The sequence below is a fragment of the Dyadobacter sp. HNCC25DJ185 genome (assembly GCF_056895195.1).
In genome coordinates this window covers 574,650-596,346 of sequence record NZ_JBXHAR010000002.1, presented here as the reverse complement: position 1 = coordinate 596,346, position 21,697 = coordinate 574,650, and the positions used below count along the sequence as shown (strand labels likewise).

Here is a 21,697-nt window from a genome sequence, read left to right as displayed (position 1 = left end):
AGCTGACTCAACTTGAATCTACATTCCGGCCCTTCGAGTCCCGCTTAATTTCTGAACGACAGCCTGAATGTAGCCCCTTTATTCGGCTGGCTTTCCAGCGTGATATTCCCGCCCAGGCTGGTTACCTGGTTGTGGACCAGGTACAGACCAACCCCTTTGGCATCAATGTGGCTATGGAAGGTCTGATTCAAACCAAATATCCTATCTTTTACCACTTCCATATCGAACCCAGTTCCCTGATCTGAAAAGACAAGCTGTTTGAGGTTCCCAGCTCTTTGTGTATAGATATGTATGACGGGGAATGATTGAGGAATGGCATATTTGATCGAATTCGTTATCAAATTCAGAAAGATGCTTTCCATGTAATCAGCATTGAAACGGATGGTTTCAAATTCCGAAAAATCGACGCTGATCAAGGCATTCGAATTTTCAATCAGCGATCTCAGGGAATGTCTTACCGAGTTCCAGGTATTTTGCAGGTTCACCTCTTCTCTTTTAACAGATAAAAGGTCTTTTTGTACAAGGGTATCTACGTAATGATTTAAGGTATCCCTCAGATTTTCCGTTGCGGATTTTAGCATATCAATGAATTCCAGTGTTTCCTCGTCCCCTATTTTAGAGGTATCGAGCAAGTCGAACACGGCCAGCAAATTATTTACGGGGGAACGCAGGTCATGCGAAGTGGTGTACGTAAGTTGTTTTAACTCCTTATTAATACGCGTGAGGTTGGTCAGTAATATATTGCGGTCCCTCTCCAGGATTTTCTTGTGCGTAACATTTTTGGCGATCGCAAACACCAACTGATCCTCTTTTCTCGGCATCGATGTCCACGCCAGCCATACGATTTCGCCGTCTTTGGTTACATAGCGGTTTTCGTAGTTTAACAGAGGGACGTTTTCCATGAGTTTTTTGCGGAACTGGGCAGTTACATTGCGGTCTTCGGGGTAAATAAAGGTATCTATCGGCCTCGCGAACAGCTCCTCATCGGAATAGCCCATCAATTTCGAAAAAGCAGGATTTACCAGCTTGAAATAGCCATCATACCCGGCAATGCACAGGTAATCCTGAGAAATTTCAAAGAAAAGTTCCTTATTAAATCGGTTACCTTGATAGGGTGCCTTGGTAATGAGATCCATACGGGGTATTTATATGTTGGACTACTAATTTAAAACACAAATATTCGTATAACTACCGAATTAATTTGTGGAATCGTTGGCATGTCCAGTACAGGTATACTAAATTACCTATGGCTGCTCCGTGTGGATGTTTGTTTAAAGTCATTGTGTAGAATTTATTTGTTAAATGGTTCTTTTAGGTTTTCTCGCCAATCGCCGGGACGCGGCATCCGGATATTTTTGCTGCTGTCCGGTCCAGAGCAGGATCATCCGGTACCTGTAAAGCCGACAGGAATTCCGCGATGTCTGATCTGATAACTGCGTGATTTTTTCACAGTAATATTACTTCATCCCCTTCCATGATGGTCCCGTTTTCAATGCTGACAGCGTTTCTCCCGAAGAAGATTTTCTTGCCTTCTCTCCTGAAAGAGGCCAGTGTCTTAAGCGGCTCGGCGGTTTTTGTGCCGAGTTCGGGATCAATATTCACCATGATGCACCGTTCGCACAAAGTCGCTGCTTCAAAGGATGCCGTACCTATTTTAAAAAACTGCCAGGAATCTTCATCAAAAGGGGAGGTTCCCGAAATAACTAGATTGGGCCTGAAACGCCTCATGCCGACCGGCCTGTCCAGCCGCTTGTTGAGATCCTCCAGTGAAGCCTGTGAAATGAGCAAGTAAGGAAAATCATCCGCAAAGCTCACTTCCTCGCCCTTCCTGAAATACTCCGGGCTTCTTTTTCGTGCAGAATTTTCTGTCATTGCAACGATCCCTACCTTTTTTCCAAGTTGCCTGGTAAGCCAGTCATCTGCCTCATCGCAAACTGTGAAAGCGGTAACGGTATCTTTCCAGATCCGCACTTCGGTAGGAATGTTGGAGGCGGGCTCATAGGGAACCATCGTGCCATCCGCCGGCTTCAGTCGATTGCGCAATAACAGACCTTCCGGTTTCAGCGCCACGTCGATCAGCGCCATTTGTGCATTCACCCGCTGGGTCAGGAATTTGCCGTTTTCGTCCACAATCAGCCAGCGGCGATCATATTGAAGGCCCCTTTCACGCACCTGTGCCTCCGAAACGCGTACGCCACCCAGCGATTTCACGGGATAGATCCATATTTCAGACAGATGCATAGTATTGACTTGTTCGGGTAAAGGCACTGATGCCCTAAACTGTATTAAAATCGTTCCCGAAAGGCTGCTGGTACAATTGTTTAGTTGGATCGGACAGCCATTTCAATGGTTTCCCCATTACGTGCATCAAATGAACCGGATCAAATTTATTATTTCTTTATTCAAAGAAAGTTTTTCGGAATTTTCAGAGGATAATGCGCTCAAACTGAGTGCGGCCTTATCCTACTACACTATTTTTTCGCTTGCGCCCATGCTGTTGCTGATTATTTCGATTGTCAGTATTTTTTATGGGAAGGAGGCATTCGAAGGGGAGCTGTTTGGACAGATCAGCGGGCTTGTGGGGAAACAGGCTGCTGCGCAGGTGCAGGAACTGATCAAGAATGCCTCGATTACCAACAAATCCAATACGGCAGCCGCCATTGGTGGGTTGACATTGTTGATTGGTGCCACGGGCGTTTTTGCCGAGATACAGGATTCGATCAACTATATCTGGTCTATTAAGTCTAAACCGCAGAAAAGCTGGCTCCAATATTTGAAAAACAGGCTGTTGTCCTTCTCCCTTATCGTCACCCTTGGGTTTCTCCTGATCGTTTCCCTGGGCGTTAATGCAATGGTCGATGCGCTGAGCAACAGGCTCGAACGCTATTTTTCGGAGGTTTCGGTGGTCATCTTTTCGGTATTGAATGTTGGGCTGGTACTGGTCATCATTGCGGCACTTTTTACTGTTGTATTTAAAGTACTGCCCGACGGGCATGTCAGATGGAAGGAATGCATTGTCGGCGCGTCGTTTACCGCAGTTTTATTTGCCATTGGGAAATTCGTGATCAGCTTCTATCTCGGCCAGGCCGATCTGGGCGCAGCATACGGGACATCCGCGTCTATTGTGATCTTGCTTACCTGGATCTACTATTCGTCGATCATACTCTATTTCGGGGCAGAATTTACCAAGGTATATGCCAAATCCGACGGGGTGGCGATCGCGCCGAATGAACATGCGGTACTGATGACGAGGCATGAGGCCGAAATGGCTAATCCCGTCCCGGAAACAAAGCATGGGGCAGACAAAGTCGTTAAAGGCGGCAAGAACAAACTGCTGTCCATTTTCACAGATTTTATTGACGGGAAACTGGACCTGCTTAGGACAGAGATGAAGTCGATTTTTGTAAAAGTGGCCTCGCCCTTCACTTATTACGCTGTTTTGGCTTTGATCACTTTTGTCACGGCGATTACCATTATCCTCATTTTGGGCGACCTGCTTAACAGGAGCCTGAACAGCGACTACTGGGGATACGTGATTTTACTCGGATCGACTGTTATTTCATTGGCTCTAAGTATTATTTATGGTAAGAACCTGATCACTGGAATTCGCAAAATGCTGATGCGGACCGGCAGTACCCACAATGACTCCCCAAAAACGAATTTTTAACCAGAAGCCGGAACAATTAACGCACCGATGACAGCGCTAAAAAAGAAGCAACCACACATCGCGATTCTCGGCGGCGGGCCGAGCGCCTTGTTTGTTTTAAAGAGATTTGCAGAAAGTGGCAGGACGGATTTTAAGATTGACATTTTTGAAGCCAAAAAACGGTTGGGCGCCGGGATGCCATATAGCGCCGAAGGTGCCAATCCTGAGCACATTACCAATGTGTCGGACAACGAAATTCCCGAAATTGTTACATCCATTTCGGAATGGATAAAGACGGTCCCCGACAAAACGTTGTCTGATTATGGCATCGATAAAGAAAGATTCAGCGAATACAATGTATTGCCCCGGCTGCTATTTGGCCAGTACCTTTCGGATCAGTTCGACCTGCTTTTAAAAACATCTAAAGAAGCGGGACTTGCCGTGTCGGTACATTTTGGCTGTAAAATTGTAGATATTTCAGACCTGCCTGGCAGCGGGAAGGTTAGTTTGAAAATTGCCGGCCGGAGAAACAGGAAATTTGATCAGGTCATCATTTGTACCGGGCACAATTGGCCCAGAAAGCACGAAGGGGCCGTCCCCGGCTATTTCGATTCGCCTTATCCGCCCTCGAAACTGCGACTGAAACTTAATCACCCCGTTGCGATCAAGGGCTCCTCGCTTACGGCCATAGACGCGATCAGGACGCTTTCGAGGCATAATGGAAGTTTTGAACAGGTATCGGACGATAAGATGGTTTTCCATCCGGCAAAAGATTCGCCTGATTTCAAACTGGTGATGCATTCCAGGAGCGGCATGCTGCCAGCTATTCGCTTTCATCTTGAAGAACCCCTGTTATCGGACGAATCCATGCTTACTCCTCAGGAGCTAAAAAAGAACCGGGAAGAAAACGACGGCTTTCTTTCACTGGATTATGTGTTCGATAAAAATTTTAAACAGCAATTTCGGAGCAAGGACAAGGCTTTTTACAAAAAAATCAAAGACCTCACCCTTGAGGAGTTCGTTGACGCCATGATGGGCTACCGGGAGAACAAGGAACCCTTTCAGCTTTTTAAAGAAGAGTATGCCGAAGCCGAGAAATCCATTGAACACCGGCAGTCTATTTACTGGAAGGAGGTGCTTGCTGTGCTCAGCTTTACGATGAATTACCCGGCCAAGTATTTGTCGGCGGAAGACATGCTCCGTCTTCAGAAAGTGCTGATGCCGCTGATCTCCATGGTGATTGCGTTTGTACCCCAGAGTTCATGCGAAGAGCTGCTTGCCCTGCACGACGCGGGAAAGCTGGATATTGTTTCGGTAGGGGAGGACAGCAAAGTGGAACCGGAAAGTAAAGGCGGCGTCAGCTATTACTATGTGGATGAAAACAATAAAGGTCAATCTGTTTACTACCAGACCTTTGTAGACTGTGTCGGCCAGCCGCATCTGGATTATGAGGAATTTCCCTATAAAGGTCTTTTGAGCAATGGATCAGTCAGCCCGGCGCGTATCAGGTTTAAGCACAGCCAAAATGCGGTTGCCGAACTCGCCAAGAACAGTAAAAAAGTTGAAGAGGCGGCCGATGGTGATTATTATCTCAAAGTACCCGGGATTACGATCAACGACAGCTTTCAGATCGTAGACTCGGAAGGAAATGCCAACCCCCGCGTCTATATCATGGCTGTTCCTTATATCGGAGGCTACAACCCGGACTATTCAGGGCTCGACTTCTGTGAGGAAGCATCGTCGGGGATTGTGACGCAGGTGTTGAAAGGTATGGAAAAAGTGGAGGTTGCAGGTTAAAATGGGAGGAAAACGCTGAAAGTGGAACCCTCACCTTCGCGGCTTGACGCGGTAATCGCCCCACCGTGATTTGCAACTACTTTTTCGCAAATCGCCAGCCCGATACCCGTACCGGGATACTCGTTCTTACCGTGCAGCCGTTGAAAAACCTGGAAGATCCGCGCCGCATTGTTTTCGTCGAAGCCAATGCCGTTATCTGTGACATCGATGCGGTGGTAAATCCCCTGGTGACGCAAGGGCTTGATGAGGTTGGGGAGGTTGTCGGTGGTTACGGTTGCTGCTCTTACCGTGATATGGGGAGATACGCCTGTTTTCCGGAATTTTAGCGCGTTGCTCAGCAGGTTCTGGAAAAGCTGCCCCAGTTGCAGGCGATCGCCCATGATCACCGGGAGTTCTTCCACCAGGATTTTCGCACCAGTCTCCTGAATCGTCAGTTCCAATGCAGATATCGCTGAGCGGATGACATTTGAGAGTTCAACCGGTTCGGAAGTATCAGGCTTTACCGACAGCCGTGAAAAGGTAAGCAGATCGTCGATCAGGACAGACATGCGCTTGGCTGCGAGCTGCATTCTTTTCACATAGTCTTCCCCATCCCCAAGCTGCCCGGAATGCCTTTTCATGAGTAAGTCGCCAAAAGACTGCACTTTCCGCAGGGGTTCCTGCAGATCGTGAGAAGCAACGTAAGCGAACTGCTCAAGGTTTTCATTGGACCTGGCAAGGAGATGATTCGATTGGGTCAGCTCATCATTGATGGTCATGAATTCTACGTTGATCGAAGCCAGCTCTGTGTTGCTGGCGGCTAATTCCCTGTTCGCCTCCTGCAACTGCTCCGTTCGCAGCTGTACCTGATTTTCGAGTTCCAGCTGGATCTTTCTTTGGCGTGTTACGTCCTGAACTGTACCATTGATCTTGAACACTTCCCCGCTGTCGTTAAAATGAGATTTCCCATGGGCGTGTAAGATCCTCTGTTTTACCCCGTCATTTCCGGTCAGGCGAAATTCAATATCGAAAACACCGTCGCTGTCGGGGTTCGTGGCCTTTGCAAAGGCTTTTCTCACCGATTTCCTGTCCGATCGGTGGATATGTCCGTAAAGGTCGGGGATCGAAATAAGTGGCGCGTCGTCCAGGTTGAACCATTCCATGACGCGCTTCGAAAACGTGGTTTTTTTTGTGACCAGTTCCATTTCCCAGGTACCCAGCTCTGCGAGTTCGATCGCGCCGCGCAGGGTTCCTTCTGCCTCCTGTATCTGCCTCCTTGCAAGTACCTGTTCCGTCACATCCGCTGCAACAACGAGCACGCCGCTAATCTTGCCGCCGACGTCTACCTTAGGCTGATAAATGAGGTCCACATAAATGGTCTGGAGAGTGGAATTCCTGACCAGGTTAGCCGACTGCTCTTTCGATATATAAGGAATTCCGGTTTCGATAACCCGGTAGAGTAGCTGGTCGAAGCCCTGTCCCGCCAGTTCGGGCAAGGCTTCCAATAATGGCTTGCCGATAATGCTTTCAGGTGTCCTTCCGACCATTTCACCGTAAAATGAATTGGCCATGGTAAATGTCAGATTTTCTTTGACGATCAGGGCAATCGCCACCGGCGACTGTTCGAACAGGGAGAGCAGTTGCATCTGACTTTCCTCGACCGCTCTCTGGGCAAGGACCTGCCTCGTCACATCGATAGACATATTGACAATCCCGAAAACCTCCCCCGCACTGTTGAAAACCGGCTTGTAAGTAAAATTGAAATAATAGGTACTTTGCACCCCGTCGACCTCGATATCGACGGGCGCATTGATGGAACTGTAAGGTTTGCCGGACTCATAAATTTCATCCAGAATCCCAAGAAAAGGTTGGCCGACCAGTTCTGGCAATGCCTCCCTGAGCGGTTTGCCAATCACCGACGCATCTTTTCCCCAGTAGCCGATCATAGGCTCATTGGCCAGTTCAATCACCATATCACGTCCCACGAAAAGACAGGTGGCAACAGGTGCCTGCTCCACAATACTTCGGAACCTGGATTCACTCAATTCCAATTTCTGAAGTGTGGTAACTGCTTTTGTTGTTTCCTGGCAAACCACCAGTACACCGCCAATTCCCTCCGATTCGTCCATTACAGGATTGTAGCTGAAAGTCCAGTAAACATCTTCGAGCCTGCCATTCCGATAAATAGGGATGAGCTGGTTTTCGCTCCATGTCGCCCCATTCCCGGCCAGTACCTGGTCGATCAGCGGTTTGATTACCGGCCAGATCTCCGGCCAGCATTCTTCCCCACGTTGTCCCAGGGCAGTAGGATGCTTTCCTTCATTGCCCAGGCTGGGACGATACGCGTCGTTATAAAACTGGATAAGGTCTTCTCCCCACCATAAAAACATGGGGAAGCGCGAGGACAAGATCATGGCAACCGTTGTGCGGAGGCTCTGCGGCCAGGTGTCAGGCGCACCCAGAGGTGAGCCCGACCAATCGTAAGCTCTGGTTAAAGCGCCCATCTCGCCACCGCCTTTTAAAAATTGAGGAGAATTACTATTCATGGTTCCGGGAAAAGCCTAAAAGTATTTTATTATTGATCATCAATCAAGTCAGGCGGGTATTCAGCGGTGCGGACATTTCAAACTACTTGATGAATAGGTAAAAGTCTCTGAAACGATGAGGGCTATTGATCGCAACAGATCAGTTGGAAACAAAAATTAAGCCAGTTCTCAAAAAGCGAATACCGATCACCTCCGTGTGTTCTTGTTAGATTTCAATGAAACCGGGCTTATGACCTGGACGGATAAACCTAAAATCGGTGACGTGAAATGAAAATAGCAACATATAATATCAACGGGGTCAACGGTCGTCTGCCCGTATTGCTACGCTGGCTCGGAGAAGCTAAACCCGACGTGGTTTGTCTTCAGGAACTAAAGGCGCCACAGGAAAAATTTCCAGAACAAGCATTGCTCGACGCGGGTTATCATGCGATCTGGCATGGCCAGAAAAGCTGGAACGGGGTCGCAATTCTCGGCCGGGGCGTCGAGCCGAAGGAAGTGCGGAATACGCTTCCGGGAGATGAAGAGGATCTGCACAGCCGTTATCTTGAAGCCATTATCGATAATGTCCTGATCGGCTGCCTCTATTTGCCGAATGGCAACCCTGCCCCGGGGCCTAAATTCGATTATAAACTGCGCTGGTTCGAGCGGTTGAAAGCGCATGCGGCCTACCTGCTTTCAGAGGAAGTTCCGGTGGTACTGGCAGGTGATTACAATGTCATACCAACCGAGCAAGATGTTTACAAGCCGTCGAGCTGGGTGGATAATGCGTTGTTTTTCCCGGAGTCGAGGCAGGCGTACAAAGAGCTTGTAGATCAGGGTTGGACAGATGCTTTGCGCTTGCTTTATCCGGATGAGAAGATCTATACTTTCTGGGATTACTTTCGAAATGCTTATGCCAGGAATGCAGGATTACGGATCGACCACTTTCTGCTGAGCCCGCAAATCTCCGGTCGCCTGGTTGCGGGAGGCGTGGACAGCGAGGTCCGTGGCTGGGAAAAAACCAGCGACCACGCGCCTGCCTGGATTGAAATCGCGGACAGTTGATGAAAGTCTTGAAAAATAGATGATCCTTGTGCTGATGTGGCCTGATGCAGTAAAACATTGCGTTTTTCGCTTTTTTCTTTTATGCCAAAAAACAGAAATTGATGAAGAGAGAAAATCAAAAAGGGGACGGGGGAACGCCGCTGGAGCATTTGCAGGAGGACCGCCGGTTTTTCCTGAAACAATCTGTAGCACTGGTTGGGCTGACTTTGGCACCCGCTGGTTTGCTGGCTTCATCCGACACGGAAGCAGATGAAATACCCACCGGAAATGCTGAAAAAGTAAAACTGTCCCTTTCGGTCAACGGAGTCAGGAAACGCCTTTCCATAGATCCCCGGGTTACCCTGCTCGATCTGCTGCGCGAACAACTGGGATTGACAGGCACCAAGAAGGGTTGCGATTTTGGCCAATGCGGCGCATGCACGGTTCACGCGGATGGGCAGCGGGTACTTTCCTGTCTGAGCCTGGCAGTGATGCAGCATGGAAAAAAAATAACCACAATTGAAGGTTTGAGCAGTGGGGGCCATCTGCATCCCTTGCAGGATGCTTTTATCAGGCACGACGGCTTTCAGTGCGGTTACTGCACACCAGGGCAGCTGATGTCCGCGGTATCTTGTATCCGGGAAGGGCACGCCAATTCCGAGCTGGAGATAAGGGAATATATGAGCGGCAACCTGTGCCGGTGCGGGGCATATCCCAATATTGTGAACGCCATTATGGAAGTTAAAACGGATGGGAAAAAGGTATGAAGCCATTCCAGTACTTTCGCCCGAAAAGCATTCAGGAGGCAATCGATATAGTCGCTTCTGAAGAGCATGCCCAGTTTATCGCCGGTGGTACCAATCTCATTGAGCTCATGAAACGCGGGATAGCAGGTCCTGAAAAACTGGTAGATATCACGCATTTGCCGCTCAGAAAAATGGGACTAAAAGCTGGATCATTCAGGATCGGCGCTTTGGTGTTAAACAGCGAAGTCACTTCTCATCAGGCGATTCTGTCAAAGCATCCTTTACTGGCACAGGCCATACAAGCGGGCGCCTCGGGACAGTTGCGGAATATGGCGACTGTGGGAGGGAATTTGCTGCAACGGACCCGCTGCGCTTATTTTTACGATACAGCTTTTCCTTGTAATAAACGTGTTCCTGGTGCGGGGTGTGGCGCTTTGGACGGTATCAACCGTATGCACGCGATTTTCGGTCTGGACGAAAATGAGGCTAGCCCATCCTGTATCGCGGTAAATCCAAGTGATATGTCGGTCGCTTTGGCTGCCCTGGAAGCCACGGTACATGTGCTTGGTCCGAAGGGCGAGCGCCGTATCGCCATGAAGGATTTTCACCGGCTGCCTGCCAACCAACCCGGGGCGGATTCGACTTTGGAAAAAGGGGAACTGATACTTGCAATAGAACTGCCTGACAGAAGTTTCACTAAAAACATCCATTACCTGAAGGTTCGCGACCGGGCATCCTACGCTTTTGCGGTCGTTTCGGTAGCAGCGGCTTTGGATATTGACCAGAAGGAAATAAAGTCTGTGAGGCTTGCACTTGGAGGTGTGGCCCACAAGCCCTGGCGGTTATACGGTGCCGAGCAGATGCTCATCGGTAAGCCGGTTACCGAAGAAGCGTTTCGCCAGATTGCCGAAATTTCCATTCAGGGAGCGAGGTCATTTGAGCATAATGCATTTAAATTGAAACTGGTGCCCAATGCAATCGTGGAAGCGCTGAAGATAGCCGCTGGTATTTCGTGAACCCTATGACTGACCAATCCCATTTGATTACCGCCGATCAGGACATTTCTCTCGATCGCGTTGATGGCGGTGTGAAAGTGACCGGCGCGGCCACTTACTCTGCCGAATATCCTGTCGGCAGTCTCGCCCATGCGGTTTTGATCACCAGTACGATTGCCAGGGGAAAAATCACAAATATCGATTCCGGGCTTGCGGAACATGCACCAGGTGTTTTGGCAGTAATCAGTCACTTGAATAGTCCGGCAGTACCTGGTTATGGTATTGCAAAGCAGCCTGCTGAACGTGCACCGATGGGAACTGCTTTCCGAGTTTTTTATGACGAACTGGTTTATTTCAGCGGTCAGCCTGTCGGAATGGTTGTCGCCGAAACCTGGGAGCAGGCCACGCACGCTGCCTCGCTTGTGCAGATCGAGTATAAGGCAGAAATGCATCGGACTGATTTTGAAGATAATATCTCCGAAGCCACGATCGCCCCCAGCGTCCAAAGGAATAAAAATTCGCCTTTTCAGGATTACGACCGGGGTAAGTCTCCGGATAAGGAGGTCGGCGACGTGAAAATAGCGGCGACGTACACCATACCGACCCAGCATCACCAGCCCATGGAACCACACGCGGTCATCGCGATCTGGGAAGCGGAGGACAAATTGACGGTTTATGATAAAAACCAGGGCGTTAAGTCGGCGCAGGGGAATCTCGCGCAGGTTTTTAAGTTACCCCGGGACAATGTAAAGGTGATCTCGAAGTTCATTGGCGGTGCATTTGGCTCGGGCATTCGTGTCTGGCCGCATACGATTGCCGCAGTACTGGCTGCAAAAAAGGTAAAGCGCCCGGTTAAACTTGTTTTGGGACGGGAGCTTATGTTTACTTCGGTTGGTTACCGACCCTTCACGGTGCAGAAAATAGAAATTGCAGCCAGCAAGGACGGACTGTTAACGGCGATCACGCATGAAGGTACCGGGCAGACTTCTTCCTACGAGGAGCATTTGGAGCGGACCATTCTCGCGACGCGCGTCATGTATGCCTGTCCTAATATTTCCACGCGTTACCGGCTGCTCAGCCTGGACGTTAACACACCTACATGGATGCGCGGTCCCGGGGATGCCACGGGTATGTTTGCACTGGAATCGGCATTGGATGAAATGGCATTCGCTTTGAAACTGGACCCGCTGGAATTTCGCCAGAGAAATTACGCAGAGGTTGATCCCGAACGGAATTTGCCGTGGTCGGCGAAGTCCTTAAAAGAATGCTATGAACTGGGCGCAGAGAAATTCGGATGGAGAAACCGCTTACTAGAACCTCGTTCCATGAGATCCGAAGGTCTGCTGGTAGGGTATGGTATGGCGTCGAGCTTATATGGTTTTCACCGGCACCCATCGAGGGCCAGAGCGGTGATGTTGGCCAATGGATCGGTGATTGTACAAAGCGCGACTATGGATATCGGGCCAGGGACAGGTACTGCGATGACGAGAATTGCTTCAAAAATACTGGGTATTGGCGCCAGGAAAATCCGGTTTGATCTGGGTGATTCCACGTTACCTGACGCGCCCGGCCAGAACGGCTCTTCTACCATTCCCAGCGTCGGGTCGGCGGTACATGTTACCTGTGAATCCCTAAAAAGCAAGCTGATCGGGCTGGCGGCTTCGATGCCTGTTTTTGCAAATGTAAAGCCGGGAGAAGCAGTCGTCAGAAACGGGGCCGTGTATCCCGCTGCCAGTGCATCCCATGGGGTTTCTTATGCTGATATTCTGAAATTTCATAAGCTGCAGCAGCTTGAAGTTCATGAAGAATCGAAACCTGGCGTCGAACGCGACCAGTATTCGATGTACTCATTCGGCTGCCATTTTGTAGAAGTACACGTAAACCCGCTTACTGGCGAAGTACGTGTGAAACGGGTGGTAACCTGTGCGGATGTCGGTAAAATCATCAATGATAAGACGGCCAGGAGTCAATCCATCGGTGGAGTCGTTGGCGGCATTGGGATGGCATTAATGGAAGCTTCTGTAATGGACCACCGATATGGAAGGTACATTACCCAGGATTTTGCCAGCTATCACATTCCGGTTCATTCAGACATTCCCCAGATCGATGTGTTTTATATCGACAAACCTGATATCCACGTGAACCCGATCGGTTCAAAAGGACTTGGGGAGATAGCTATTGTCGGGGTAGCTGCCGCCGTAGCGAACGCGGTATTTCATGCGACAGGAAAACGGGTTCGGGCATTGCCGATTACGGTGGAAAAGTTGATTTAATGCATTATTACAGGATTATTGTCTTTTACTTCAGTCTTTTAATTTGTATGATAATCGACCCTTTATTGTTGCCGTAATGTTTAAGCGAGTCGTTGGCGAAAAACGAAAGAGACGTTTTCCCCACCGGTATAGTGATATTTCTGAACAAGCCGATTTTAAAAATTCCCTCTTCGGTTTCATTGTATGCGCCGCACAGGCAGAAGCATTTCGTGCCTTTCAGTCTTAGGCCGGCTAAAATCGCCAGCACATTCGTAAAACCGGTTGGTGACGATGGTATAATCGCATCCGTCCAGCGTTGGTAGCGGTCACAGCTTATCTCGTACTCTTCCCCCTCATTGACAGAGACGCGTTCGGGCGAATAAATACATGCGGCGACAACGGTTACCAACTTGCTTTCGCCGACTGCAAGCTTATGAATAAGTATAGATTTTGGACATTCCTGCTTCATAGGTATAGGAGGTATATTTAGGATGTCAAAAATTTATATTCTCTGACAAGCATTGAAAAAAAATGAACGATTGAATAAATGGCAAATATGCCCAGCGCCAGGAACACCGCATTCGTGAATTGCAGCCCTCCATTCAGTGAATGATTGGTTAAAAGATCTGTCAAAGCGAAGCCGCCAAATACAAATACGGTAAACGACAGTACGGCCAGCCCTTTGGACCACCACTTGCCCGCCCACAAAACGGGTGTCATGAAAAGCATGAAAATTCCTGTTGATTCCCATTTGATCCATACAAATAGAGGAAGCCAGTCTAGTTCGGAAGTGAATTTGGCATGGATATTATTTTGAACGGTATGCAGCATATGCAGAAGCAGCATGTTTTCGCAAACGTCTGCGCAGCCCGAGACCATGGCCGTAATCAAGGCAGCATTGTTCCAGAATTTGTGTCTGTCCGATCTTGTTTCCATAGCGAATGAAATCATGTAGAGTGTGTAACAGAGGATGAAAACGTAGTCCAGCCGGGTGAGATCGGTCATTTTATCAATGAACTTTTGATCCGGCCCGCCTGAATGATTTGAAAAAAGGCTTGTGATTTCTTCGGAGCTGTCGGCAAACTCAAATGCCAGTATTGGTTTTCCGATGGCTGGCGGATGTACGGGTTTCACATTGGATTCGTAGGTAATGGTCCAAATCGCTACAATGATCGTCAGGAACGCGAAAAGGGCAGCCATGGCTATTAAAAGGCTTTTCATAATTTTCTTTGTGGGTTATAATCTGGCACTGAAATGCACGGATAGGTTGGTAATCTATCGTGAGGTCAAAGCTATCCTGGCGGGAGACCATTGTCCAGGGGGGATTTACCGTTGTTAATAGGTATTTATGCGGTTTTTGGGGCGGGCGGCGTTAGCTGGCCCGCCCTGGCGGAGGCTCTGCGGTTTTCCATCTCTTTGCCTTCTGTTGAATCTGGCTGTTAAAATCGGGGATTTTCTGGGTCAGAAACGGGTGAAAACCCGATTGGGCCGTCACACTGCCTACCTAATTTTATTGGTGGGTCTGTCTGCCGTGAATTCTTTGTATTCGAACAGATCTGATTGTCAACATATTTATATCAACCGGGAAAAAAGAGGAGCATGGAGTTATTCGGAAAGGAGGTTATTGGGAACCCAATTGCCATCATGGTCATCTCATTGATCCTGGCGGCTGTTGTCACCATTTTTTGGCGATGGCTGCAGTGGCGGTCTGCATTCACTCTTGAAGAACGATCGTCCGGCTCCCGATACGAACAGGAAATGCTGCAGGTCCAGTTAGAAACACGGGATCACACGCTCCGGCAGGTCGGCGCCGAACTGCACGACAACCTCGGCCAGCTGATGGCCATTGTAAGGATCAATCTCAATGTCCTGGAAGACGATCCATGCACCAGCGAGCAAATCAGGGGAAAGCTTAAAGAAACGAATGACCTGGTCAGCAAAGTAATTCAGGTCGTTCGCTTTATGTCCAAAGGTCTGGATATCAACTTTATCGAGCACTATGGACTGATCGGGTCGCTGGATTACGAACTGTCCAGGATCAGGCAGACTGGTAGATTTAAGACAGAGTTGACTTGTCACGGGGAAGTATACCCTCTGGATTTTGACGTAGAGGCCGTATTGCTCTGGATATCACAGGAATTTTTAAGCAATTCCATCAAATATTCGGGGGCGAAAAATTTGAAAATAGCAATGACTTATCTCGTTGATAAAGTGGAGATTACTTTGTGCGATGATGGCGTAGGAATGGACCTCGAAGCGGTTGACCGGGAAAAGGCGGAATCGTCGGGTATCAAGGATATCAAGCGGAGAATTGCTATTATAGGGGGACAATATGTGTTCGATTCAGAAATCAATAAAGGTGTGAGACTGGTCATAGAGATCCCTTCCGAAAAAACAGTATGATTACAAAGATTGCCATTGTTGACGACCATGAGCTTATGGCCAAAGCACTATCAGGGCTGGTGCAGAAATTTGATGGGTACGACGTTATTTACGAGGTATCCGGCGGGGACGCGCTGATCCAGCGGATCCAGCTCAATATGATCCCTGATATCGTCCTGCTCGATATCAATATGCCGGGCATGGACGGGTACGAAGTCTGCTTCTGGCTGAAAAATAATTGTCCGGCCGTCAAAATCCTGGCACTATCCATGAATGACAAAGAGGAATCGATTGTGAAAATGCTCAGGAATGGGGCACGGGGTTATTTGCTGAAGGGCTGCAAACCCCAGGAACTCAAGCTGGCCCTGGAATCCCTGGTCCAAAAGGGATTTTACTACACAGATTATATGACAAGCCAGCTGATCAAGAGCCTTACCCCGGAGAATCTGATCAATCCTGCGGATCAACTGGGTCTGAATGAACGGGAAAAACACTTTATCGAACTTTCCTGCAGCGACCTCACTTATGTTGAAATTGCGGACAAGATGTGCGTCAGCCCAAGGACAGTGGATGGTTATCGCGAGTCCGTTTTCCAGAAAATGAATGTGAAAAGCCGGGTTGGAATGGTACTGACGGCGATCAAGCTCAAAATGGTTGACATAGGGAACATCTGATCAACCGACCCGGCAAGATTAGCCAATGTTCCCGCCTGGAATACACCAAATCGGGATATTGACAACGTGGCTGTCCGTAACACTTCGGTTTTAATACCGTCAAACGAAGGGTGAATTTCCGGTTTGCCCCTATAGCCGCTTTGCATAATTTTGACCTGTCACTTTTCTGATTATCCTGCGGAATATTCATCAGTAAACGCACACTGGTCATCGTAATAATTATTTATTAGTAACCGTGGATAAACTTTTGAGAAAAAGTGCTTTTTAATTTGTGTTCAATATATCTAACCAAAACCCTCAACTATTATGGCTACGCCACAAGAAATCGCCAATTTCAGGTACAACATCGACGACGCTTTAATCGCGGTAAAAGGCATCCTTTATGAGTGCAATGATGCCGTAAATTCCCTGCTCAGGGAGGCAGAGGGTTTGTCGGAAGACGATCCTGCTACCTACCGCATCCTGATGTTCAATAAAGGAGGTGGCGTTAATGATGAAGCCACGACGTCCGATCAGCGGAACGTGTATTTTCGGTATGATCTGACCGATAATGTTTTTTATTGGGAAGAAACAGGTGTTACCTTTCCGGAAACTGAAAGAGAGTCGGCCGGAACAGAATATGAGATCCTGTTTTTCCCTCAAGCCAAATTTCTTTCCATTCAAAATGACTACACCGCGCTGGATACCTGGCTGGAAAAAGGGGAGATCAAGCCGTCGGTGAATCTTCGGGAGATGAAAAGCTCCCTGAACGCATTCCTCGAAACGAATGACGACGAACCATTCAATATTACGCATACGCACACAAGAAGGCTGGCCCGATGATAGCCCTTTCGGCGTACAAGCTGGCCAATTATCTGGCCGACTCGGTAGAATTTTCTGGTGATTACAAGGACGTTGACTGGAAGCACGTCTATGGGCTGGCTTTTGCGGAGCATCCAACAGAATCCCGTAACAAATGCTTCATCTGTGTTGACATTCGGAATGATCAGCTAAACTTTTTTTTTAAACAATCGAGAAGTCTTTCCGATAGTAACCTCACTGATATCAGGAGTGAAGCGCAGTTCTATCTGATGGTCAATGACAATTGGAGGAAAGAGCTGGCTGCCTACCTGCCCAGGTATGTCTATTATGATGATTACAATGGTATCATTATGACAAGCTACCTGCGCGGTATAGGGCCTATCGTTCACCAGGGAGCAAGTACCTACAGAGAGGCCGGCAGGATCCTTAGGCTTTTGCATGACACGTGCGAAAAAACGGCGATTGAAGAAATCTATCCCAGGCAGACAGCCTGGGTAGACGACTTCAAACGTTACGAGCCGATGATCATCAGAATGACCAATTCTGACATACTCAGTCTTAAGCTTAGAAACGACATCTATATCAATCAGTTGCTGAGTTATCTGGCGACCCGTACTGAGCGTGTTCTGGAATGGCGAAAAGAGTGGAAAGAGGGTATCAAAGGATTGATACATGGAGACAGCGACATTAGGAACTTTGGCAAGAAGGGTAATAATGTGTTCCTGTTCGATTTTGAATATGTCAGCTATGGTGCCTGGTTTTGGGATTTAGCGGCTTTTGTCGGAAGTCTACTGCAAGACACGGATTTGCCCAATCTTCCTTCGCGGATACTGAAACGATCGACGGCCGATGTTTACCCGTGCATTGTCAGTTTCTGCAAAGGCTACGGTTTGATTTCACCGGAGGAGCAAAAGGAGATACTGCAATGGGCAGGCATTTATTTATTGCAATTATTCATTTCGAGCCGAAAAACGCTGGATTTAAAATACGGCCTAACCCTCATAGAAGATACGGATAAATGTTATGAGCGAATATTCCTCCTTAATAAGTGATGTTGCGTATGAGCAGATTGTCAGAGACCAGATTGGTAAGATCGTAGCCAATATCGTTTTCAATGGCAATACGCTCATTGACCTTAGCTGTGGTGGCTCGGGCATCAGACAGACACTCTGCGACCGGTATCATGTGGAAGTGACCGACAAGCTGCCCGACAGGGAGCTTTTTGAATTTCTTTTGATCAACTGGATCTATATACACTACTATCAGAACAGAGGAAATATCCCTGTGAACGGCCGTTCGGAAGAAAATCACTTCCCATTTGATGAAATGTTCGAGGATGGGGCAAATGCTTACTGGAGGAACCGTTTCTGGAGGTACGATCGTAAAGGGCAGGAGCTCGAACGCCCTGTACTGACCCTGGGGTATGAAACCCGGATCGTGGAGGCACGGCAGTTTGCAGAAGACGAGCTGGTTCTTGAGCGTTTCGACCCAAAAGACGGGAAGGCCGATTTCAGAGAAACCCAGTACCTGAGTATGCTATTCCCTAAATTTGAAATAGGGCTGGATTATAAATATGTTTTCGGTAAATATCCATTGGATAATAGCGGGCCGGGCGCGGTTGTTCGATTTTACCTTCGGCTTGACGTTGATAAGTTGGTTATTTCTATTCCGGCTGTAATTTCAAAAATCTCTAATGTGTTCAATGAACGGCTGATCCCCTTCCAATTAAAGTTCGCTTTGAAAAACAAGGAATTTCAGCGCAGCGATCACTGTGTGTTGTATGTTGAGCGCAGGCATTTTGACATTGCTGCGATCCTGTTGCGGTCTGTCCATGAAGATATCTGCCGTTTTCTCAATCCGGGACTACCTTACTTTGTAAAGCCGTTGATGCACGGTATCGGTTTCGCGATCAGTCCCAATAATGAAACGACCAGTTTTGGGGTCGCCAGGGCGACTGCCATTGCGAAGGCAATCATAGACCTCCAGGCGAATCCCGATCCCGCAGCTTTGGAAAAGCGCCTCGTTGACACCTGGGGAAGCCTTTCCGATTTTTATCTCAATCCTGAGCAGCGTTTCCGGTTCGATTTTTCTGTTTTCACCCAAAATAAACCCTTTTTATTTTACGAAACCGGCGGGAACAAACCTTTGGCAGCTGCATGGTACATCGCCCGGCTTTTATGCAGGGAAGCCATTTGGATCAGCGAAGGACAATGTAACTGGATGAGCTATCAGGCAATAGATGCCACTCAATGCGGATACCGGCTGCTGGAGACTCAAAATGGCTTCGCCGGACTGTGGGGGGTAATTACTTTCCTGGAAGGGTTTATCAAATTGGAAATCAGGGATAAAGTGATTGAGCATGTGCTGGCATGTGCGAAAAACTTTTATGAAGCCATGAATGCGAACTTGCCGGGAAATATAGATTCCGCCGGAAAAGATCTATTTGTCAATAACAAAAATAACGTCGGAGCATCTGAAAGATTTTGCAGCCAGCAGTTAAAGGATGAAATCAGGGCCGCTCTCGATGGTGACGAGTTACCCAGACTTTCACCTACAGGAATATTAGCGCACATTATCAATAGCCATATCGACGTTGAAAGGCCGATAGGCAATATGCTGGACGGGAGCGACCATTTCTGTGCAGACATCCGTTTCGGATTCGCAGCATATGGCTATGCATACCTGCGCCTGCACAATCCCTATGCAATTGTCAGATTGAAACTTTAAACCTGGCCCCGCGCCCGAGTTCTGAATCGATGAGGAACGTCCCTTGCAATGATTTGACGCGTTCCTGAATATTCGCCAACCCTTTCCCCCGCTTGGTCAGGGCAGTCGTATCAAACCCTTTGCCATTGTCGCTCAGCACCAGTTCGATCGTGGAATCGGCAGCCGCGAACGTGAGAAGACATTGGGTCGACTCGGAGTGTTTGATCGTGTTATTGATCAGTTCAAGACAGATACTGTAGAGTTCGACCTCTTTTTCCCTGGTGATCAGGTTTCTGGGATAATCCCCTTTGAGCTGGAAATTGATCCTGGGATTGGCGTTCAGATCATGTAATAGCCGCTCCAAAGCCGCGTCGAGGCCTCTTTCCAATTCCGTGGGAACCAGGTGATGCGATATATGCCTGATTTCGGAATAAGCGTTCTGCATTTGAGAGATAAGGCCTTCATAGATTTCCTGTTCTTTGATCGAGAGGTTTTCCGGCATAATATTTTGCAACTGCCATATCAGCCCTGAAATCGTGCTTCCCAGGTTATCGTGTAATTCTGAGGCCACACGTTTACGTTCCTGGGTTTTTCCGTTTACAAAGGCTTCGCTGATCTCGCGGTTTTTCCGGGTAAGCTGCTCATTCGCGATCAGCAGTTCTTCGGTCCGTTTGGCTACTTTCTCCTCCAGTTCATCATTGAACCTGACCAATTGTTCGTTCGAATCGGCTAACTGGTCTTTTAAAGTCAGCATCTCGTTGCGCTGGGTTTCGATGAGTCGGTTTTTCAGGGTTAAAAGGCGATTATTGTAAATCAGAAGGACTACAAAAGAAAATGCGAGGGCGATCCCGATCCACAACCGGTTCCGTGCGCTTTTTTCTTGCTCAACGTTCTTATTGAGCATTTTAATGGCATCTTTTTGCCGCAGGTTCTCATATTCGTACTTAAGATACTCCGATTGCCTCTGTTGAAACGACTTGGTGTCCTTTTCCCACAACGCCGCGTAGCGTTTGTAATAGGCAAGCGACTGAGCTGGGTTACCCAGACGTTCGTAAGCCCGCGAAAATTGAAAATACATCTCCTGCCGATGCTCATCACTGGCTTGATCTATGTAAACCACCCCCTTTTTTAGTTCCTTTAATGCGCCAGCTGCGTCATTTTCCAAAAGATGGCGTTGTGCATTGAGCGAAAAAAAGTGTACATCCCAGGCGCGGTCGGTAAACCGCACGTCAGGATATTCAGTCATCAGTGCGTTGAGCTTTCGGATGTCTCCCGCGGCAATACATACTTCGGCCCAATTCAGGATCACGTATTTTAGCATCTGCTCATTCTTGGCGCGGACGCAAGCCCCGTACGCCTTTTCCATCCAAAATGACGCCTTCTTATAGTCCTTTTTTCCAAAATAGGAAGTTCCAAGATTTTGGAGGACAATGAGATAAGTGACCTGATCGCTTTTCATTGCGGGATCCAGCGCAAGTGTCAGATAGTGAATAGACTGATTGTAATTTCCGAGAAGATAATAAAGGTCGCCCAGGTGGCGATAGCTTTTGGATAGCCAAAGCGGTTCTTTTAGTTTTTCGGCGTAGTAGGCAGCCTTTTGCATCTTTTGCAAGCTCTTTAACGTATTCCCTTTCCAGGCGTGCCATACTCCGGTGTACAGATTGGACATTAATAAACCTCTGGTCCAATTGTGTCTTTTTGATAAACTATCGGCTTCGTTCAACCAAACGATACATTGTTCGTAATTTCCAATAAATAGTCCATTCTGATCTTTCCCGCTTCCTAATTTACATAAAATCGTCACCCTGGCGGTGTCGCTCGCGAGCGAATGAACGTTCCGGGGTATTTTGCTGAGCACTTGACGGAGGCTGTCCTGGTAGGGGATCTGTCCAACACACCATAATGGGAACGTCATAATAATAGTCAACAACAAATGGCGGACCATCGAGTAATTACGTCTGGATGTGCTCCTTGTCGTATGGATGATAAAGAAGAACATGTGAGTGGGTTTGGCATTGAAAAATACTCAAAATATTCAATACAGAGTGTGGATTTGACACTTTTTGTGAACGAGCAGGATTTGAGGCAGGAAGTGCGATGATTCTGCAAGAGTATATATTTGACTACTTGGGCGTTTGTACTACAGAATA

Annotated in this window: 17 protein-coding genes; 11 read left to right on the top strand and 6 right to left on the bottom strand. The window is 48.0% G+C overall.

The features are described 5' to 3' along the window. Nucleotides 1-44: 44 nt before the first annotated feature. Together AC1XUF_RS07775 and AC1XUF_RS07770 are read right to left on the bottom strand one after the other, a co-directional pair. Nucleotides 45-1,136 carry a PAS domain-containing sensor histidine kinase gene (locus AC1XUF_RS07775; RefSeq protein WP_483341113.1) on the bottom strand — a complete coding sequence of 364 codons (1,092 nt, stop codon included), beginning with the start codon at nt 1,134-1,136 and terminating at the stop codon, nt 45-47. 310 nt (nt 1,137-1,446) lie between these two features. Beyond that, nucleotides 1,447-2,241: an MOSC domain-containing protein gene (locus AC1XUF_RS07770; RefSeq protein WP_483341112.1), complete on the bottom strand. Its 795-nt coding sequence runs from the start codon at nt 2,239-2,241 to the stop codon at nt 1,447-1,449. A 130-nt stretch (nt 2,242-2,371) separates the two neighbouring features. Between AC1XUF_RS07770 and AC1XUF_RS07765 the strand changes: the two genes are divergently transcribed. Both AC1XUF_RS07765 and AC1XUF_RS07760 read left to right on the top strand, forming a co-directional pair. After that, nucleotides 2,372-3,667 (top strand): YihY/virulence factor BrkB family protein, encoded by a 1,296-nt coding sequence (locus tag AC1XUF_RS07765; protein WP_483341111.1) that lies wholly within the window; start codon nt 2,372-2,374, stop codon nt 3,665-3,667. Between the two features lie 27 nt (nt 3,668-3,694). Next, nucleotides 3,695-5,443 carry an FAD/NAD(P)-binding protein gene (locus tag AC1XUF_RS07760; RefSeq protein ID WP_483341110.1) on the top strand — a complete coding sequence of 583 codons (1,749 nt, stop codon included), beginning with the start codon at nt 3,695-3,697 and terminating at the stop codon, nt 5,441-5,443. Here the strand turns inward: AC1XUF_RS07760 and AC1XUF_RS07755 are convergent. After that, nucleotides 5,440-7,968 carry a PAS domain-containing protein gene (locus tag AC1XUF_RS07755; RefSeq protein ID WP_483341109.1) on the bottom strand — a complete coding sequence of 843 codons (2,529 nt, stop codon included), beginning with the start codon at nt 7,966-7,968 and terminating at the stop codon, nt 5,440-5,442. The two genes, AC1XUF_RS07760 and AC1XUF_RS07755, sit on opposite strands and share 4 nt — an antisense overlap. Before the next feature lie 267 nt (nt 7,969-8,235). On the opposite strand from AC1XUF_RS07755, the gene xth reads away from it, so the two are divergent. The 4 genes from xth to AC1XUF_RS07735 all read left to right on the top strand — a co-directional run bounded on the left by xth (nt 8,236) and on the right by AC1XUF_RS07735 (nt 13,005). After that, nucleotides 8,236-9,012 carry an exodeoxyribonuclease III gene (gene xth, locus AC1XUF_RS07750; protein WP_483341108.1) on the top strand — a complete coding sequence of 259 codons (777 nt, stop codon included), beginning with the start codon at nt 8,236-8,238 and terminating at the stop codon, nt 9,010-9,012. A gap of 101 nt (nt 9,013-9,113) precedes the next feature. Then, nucleotides 9,114-9,758: a (2Fe-2S)-binding protein gene (locus AC1XUF_RS07745; RefSeq protein ID WP_483341107.1), complete on the top strand. Its 645-nt coding sequence runs from the start codon at nt 9,114-9,116 to the stop codon at nt 9,756-9,758. After that, the gene (locus AC1XUF_RS07740) at nt 9,755-10,753 is read left to right on the top strand and encodes an FAD binding domain-containing protein (protein WP_483341106.1); all 999 of its coding nucleotides are present in this window, start codon (nt 9,755-9,757) and stop codon (nt 10,751-10,753) included. The genes AC1XUF_RS07745 and AC1XUF_RS07740 overlap by 4 nt, the downstream gene beginning before the upstream one ends. A 5-nt stretch (nt 10,754-10,758) precedes the next feature. After that, nucleotides 10,759-13,005 carry a xanthine dehydrogenase family protein molybdopterin-binding subunit gene (locus tag AC1XUF_RS07735; protein ID WP_483341105.1) on the top strand — a complete coding sequence of 749 codons (2,247 nt, stop codon included), beginning with the start codon at nt 10,759-10,761 and terminating at the stop codon, nt 13,003-13,005. Nucleotides 13,006-13,030: 25 nt separating this feature from the next. On the opposite strand, the gene AC1XUF_RS07730 is transcribed toward AC1XUF_RS07735, so the two are convergent. Beyond that, nucleotides 13,031-13,453 carry a hypothetical protein gene (locus tag AC1XUF_RS07730; protein ID WP_483341104.1) on the bottom strand — a complete coding sequence of 141 codons (423 nt, stop codon included), beginning with the start codon at nt 13,451-13,453 and terminating at the stop codon, nt 13,031-13,033. Nucleotides 13,454-13,470: 17 nt separating this feature from the next. Beyond that, nucleotides 13,471-14,205 carry a hypothetical protein gene (locus AC1XUF_RS07725; protein WP_483341103.1) on the bottom strand — a complete coding sequence of 245 codons (735 nt, stop codon included), beginning with the start codon at nt 14,203-14,205 and terminating at the stop codon, nt 13,471-13,473. A 378-nt stretch (nt 14,206-14,583) separates the two neighbouring features. Between AC1XUF_RS07725 and AC1XUF_RS07720 the strand changes: the two genes are divergently transcribed. From AC1XUF_RS07720 to AC1XUF_RS07700, 5 genes are all read left to right on the top strand, one after another. Continuing rightward, entirely contained in the window at nt 14,584-15,387 is an 804-nt protein-coding gene (locus tag AC1XUF_RS07720; protein WP_483341102.1) for a sensor histidine kinase, read from the top strand. Then, entirely contained in the window at nt 15,384-16,040 is a 657-nt protein-coding gene (locus AC1XUF_RS07715; protein ID WP_483341101.1) for a response regulator transcription factor, read from the top strand. The genes AC1XUF_RS07720 and AC1XUF_RS07715 overlap by 4 nt, the downstream gene beginning before the upstream one ends. A gap of 306 nt (nt 16,041-16,346) precedes the next feature. Next, on the top strand, nt 16,347-16,862 hold the full coding sequence (locus AC1XUF_RS07710) for a hypothetical protein (protein WP_483341100.1): 516 nt from the start codon (nt 16,347-16,349) through the stop codon (nt 16,860-16,862). Beyond that, nucleotides 16,859-17,893, top strand: coding sequence for a hypothetical protein (locus AC1XUF_RS07705; protein ID WP_483341099.1), 1,035 nt, complete (start codon nt 16,859-16,861; stop codon nt 17,891-17,893). The genes AC1XUF_RS07710 and AC1XUF_RS07705 overlap by 4 nt, the downstream gene beginning before the upstream one ends. After that, nucleotides 17,865-19,568, top strand: coding sequence for a T3SS effector HopA1 family protein (locus AC1XUF_RS07700; protein WP_483341098.1), 1,704 nt, complete (start codon nt 17,865-17,867; stop codon nt 19,566-19,568). The genes AC1XUF_RS07705 and AC1XUF_RS07700 overlap by 29 nt, the downstream gene beginning before the upstream one ends. Here the strand turns inward: AC1XUF_RS07700 and AC1XUF_RS07695 are convergent. Then, nucleotides 19,552-21,546, bottom strand: a complete 1,995-nt coding sequence (locus AC1XUF_RS07695) for a tetratricopeptide repeat-containing sensor histidine kinase (RefSeq protein ID WP_483341097.1) — start codon at nt 21,544-21,546, stop codon at nt 19,552-19,554. The genes AC1XUF_RS07700 and AC1XUF_RS07695 overlap by 17 nt on opposite strands. Nucleotides 21,547-21,697: the final 151 nt, after the last annotated feature.

What these genes read in the sequence shown, in the direction of transcription:
- AC1XUF_RS07775 (WP_483341113.1), bottom strand. Translation starts at nt 1,136, where the DNA reads ATGGATCTCATTACCAAGGCACCCTATCAAGGTAACCGATTTAATAAG.
- AC1XUF_RS07770 (WP_483341112.1), bottom strand. Translation starts at nt 2,241, where the DNA reads ATGCATCTGTCTGAAATATGGATCTATCCCGTGAAATCGCTGGGTGGC.
- AC1XUF_RS07765 (WP_483341111.1), top strand. Translation starts at nt 2,372, where the DNA reads ATGAACCGGATCAAATTTATTATTTCTTTATTCAAAGAAAGTTTTTCG.
- AC1XUF_RS07760 (WP_483341110.1), top strand. Translation starts at nt 3,695, where the DNA reads ATGACAGCGCTAAAAAAGAAGCAACCACACATCGCGATTCTCGGCGGC.
- AC1XUF_RS07755 (WP_483341109.1), bottom strand. Translation starts at nt 7,968, where the DNA reads ATGAATAGTAATTCTCCTCAATTTTTAAAAGGCGGTGGCGAGATGGGC.
- xth (WP_483341108.1), top strand. Translation starts at nt 8,236, where the DNA reads ATGAAAATAGCAACATATAATATCAACGGGGTCAACGGTCGTCTGCCC.
- AC1XUF_RS07745 (WP_483341107.1), top strand. Translation starts at nt 9,114, where the DNA reads ATGAAGAGAGAAAATCAAAAAGGGGACGGGGGAACGCCGCTGGAGCAT.
- AC1XUF_RS07740 (WP_483341106.1), top strand. Translation starts at nt 9,755, where the DNA reads ATGAAGCCATTCCAGTACTTTCGCCCGAAAAGCATTCAGGAGGCAATC.
- AC1XUF_RS07735 (WP_483341105.1), top strand. Translation starts at nt 10,759, where the DNA reads ATGACTGACCAATCCCATTTGATTACCGCCGATCAGGACATTTCTCTC.
- AC1XUF_RS07730 (WP_483341104.1), bottom strand. Translation starts at nt 13,453, where the DNA reads ATGAAGCAGGAATGTCCAAAATCTATACTTATTCATAAGCTTGCAGTC.
- AC1XUF_RS07725 (WP_483341103.1), bottom strand. Translation starts at nt 14,205, where the DNA reads ATGAAAAGCCTTTTAATAGCCATGGCTGCCCTTTTCGCGTTCCTGACG.
- AC1XUF_RS07720 (WP_483341102.1), top strand. Translation starts at nt 14,584, where the DNA reads ATGGAGTTATTCGGAAAGGAGGTTATTGGGAACCCAATTGCCATCATG.
- AC1XUF_RS07715 (WP_483341101.1), top strand. Translation starts at nt 15,384, where the DNA reads ATGATTACAAAGATTGCCATTGTTGACGACCATGAGCTTATGGCCAAA.
- AC1XUF_RS07710 (WP_483341100.1), top strand. Translation starts at nt 16,347, where the DNA reads ATGGCTACGCCACAAGAAATCGCCAATTTCAGGTACAACATCGACGAC.
- AC1XUF_RS07705 (WP_483341099.1), top strand. Translation starts at nt 16,859, where the DNA reads ATGATAGCCCTTTCGGCGTACAAGCTGGCCAATTATCTGGCCGACTCG.
- AC1XUF_RS07700 (WP_483341098.1), top strand. Translation starts at nt 17,865, where the DNA reads ATGAGCGAATATTCCTCCTTAATAAGTGATGTTGCGTATGAGCAGATT.
- AC1XUF_RS07695 (WP_483341097.1), bottom strand. Translation starts at nt 21,546, where the DNA reads ATGTTCTTCTTTATCATCCATACGACAAGGAGCACATCCAGACGTAAT.